Genomic DNA, 1,751 nt, shown 5'->3' with positions numbered 1-1,751 from the left:
GGCGCAGGGAATACCATCCTGCTCAACCTGGATATAACCGGTTTCTGTTATCACGCCGGGAGCCACTTCTCGCTGCACCGGAATGTTGTGTTCAAGAGCCGTCTGTTCCAACATCCGTATCAGGCGAGGAGGCGTGATTAATCCGGCCAGCGTTCCCCGACCATGGTAGTTCAGGCAGGTGATCCCAACGCCCTGATTAATCCTGACCTCGGAATAATCGTGTAAATCAGGGGTGTCACACGATGGAGTGATATCAATACCAATCGCCAGGTCAGGTTTTACACGGCGTAATACGGGAACAATGCCGCGGATATTAAATTCTTCCTGTACCGAAGCCACCAGATAAACGGCGATATCAAGCTCCGTAGTACTGATAGCATCCGCTACACCGAGCAGGGCAGTACAGCCCAGACGATCGTCTAGTGCTTTACTGCACACCAGATCGTTTGCCAGGAGTTGCGGCGGGTTATACAGAGTGACAGGCGTACCGACCTGAATGCCCATTCGTATAGCGTCGTCTTTGTCTTTGGCACCAATATCAATCCACAGTTTGTCGACAGAAGGTGACTGCGTGCGCTCGTCGCCTTTGGCAAAGTGGTAGGACTTAATGCCGATACACCCCATGACTGGCCCTTTGTCCCCGGTGAGGGTGACGATGGATCCAGCCATAGTGACCTGCGCAGGACCGCCTACGCGTTCAAAGCGTAAAAATCCAGAAGGCTCTATTTTGCGCACCATAAAACCGACTTCATCCATATGCGCAAAAATCATCAGTCGCAGCGCATCGGGTTTATCACTACCGTAGCGCGCGACGACATTCCCAAGCCTGTCTCGCCAGACCTCTTTTGCCTGACGCCTGAATTCGCACAGCATGACGTCAGCGACAGCGTTTTCGTGTCCTGAAATCGCATTGTGCTGCAAAAGCGAGAACAGGGTTTCCTGCACAGAAAATGACATAGCTATCTCCGTAGACCGTAAAACAATCACTCGTTGAGCGTTTTATAGGCGCAGACTGGTCGAATAATTGTGAGAACGTTCACGTGAAAACGCGCAAAGCTGAACAAATAAAAAATTATGTGAGCCGAGTGGAATAAAAGCGCTCAACGTTTGTGAAAGTTACGGGCTAGAGAGACCAGTGATTATGGTTGAAATAATGAGAATGAATAAAACGCGGTAACTGTTATCGCACCACTTTGTTGCAGGACGCTCCCTCTTCATTACGTCCTGCACGTGGATACCCCAGCATCTCCATCAGCGGATCTTAGAATGTAATGGCGCGTGGCAGGTCGTTGGTTCCCAGCATAATGTAAGAAAACATCGGATCTCCTGAATAGATTCAGAGGGAGTATAGATAATCAGCTCAAATCACTCTCCGCTTTATGAGCCCAGGCTGGCATTGCCGTCAGATAACGTTTTGCACGCTTATGTGCTTCCTCCGGGCCGACTTTTTGCCAGGAATCAAGGAAGCTGGCTAAACCTGATACCGCTTCTTCCCAGGGTTTGAGATTGCCGTTGCTGTCGCTGCAGTACGCACAATATTGATCACTGGCACTGTGTGCATCTGGTGCCGACATCGGCATTCCGCAAGCCTGACAGAACTGTTCATGTTGTGACATATGATGCTCCTTATGGTGACATCTTGATTAATAAACATACTGAATATGTATTGTGCAGGTGATGCATCAGATTAAAGCAAAGGCTAAGCCCCCGGTATCTCCAGTCAGAAATACCGGGAACCTGTTGTTACCTAG

2 protein-coding genes and 1 pseudogene are annotated in these 1,751 nt (G+C 49.6%); all 3 read right to left on the bottom strand.

All coding sequences use genetic code 11. The features are described 5' to 3' along the window. On the bottom strand, nucleotides 1-957 hold a 957-nt coding region (locus RTW80_RS24760; RefSeq protein WP_312720712.1), incomplete at its 3' end, for a M42 family metallopeptidase. Between the two features lie 244 nt (nucleotides 958-1,201). Continuing rightward, nucleotides 1,202-1,318: pseudogene (locus tag RTW80_RS24755) on the bottom strand (VOC family protein); the annotation flags it as partial. A 37-nt stretch (nucleotides 1,319-1,355) separates the two neighbouring features. Next, nucleotides 1,356-1,616 carry a zinc ribbon domain-containing protein gene (locus RTW80_RS24750; RefSeq protein ID WP_000077645.1) on the bottom strand — a complete coding sequence of 87 codons (261 nt, stop codon included), beginning with the start codon at nucleotides 1,614-1,616 and terminating at the stop codon, nucleotides 1,356-1,358. Nucleotides 1,617-1,751: the final 135 nt, after the last annotated feature.

The sequence above is a fragment of the Escherichia sp. AM3 genome (assembly GCF_032029835.1).
Classification (GTDB): Bacteria; Pseudomonadota; Gammaproteobacteria; order Enterobacterales; family Enterobacteriaceae; genus Escherichia; species Escherichia coli.
The sequence above is the reverse complement of the archived record's forward strand: the minus strand, read 5'-3'. Positions and strand labels throughout refer to the sequence as shown.

Coding starts and splice junctions, on each gene's coding strand:
- RTW80_RS24750 (WP_000077645.1), bottom strand. CDS start 1,616: ATGTCACAACATGAACAGTTCTGTCAGGCTTGCGGAATGCCGATGTCG.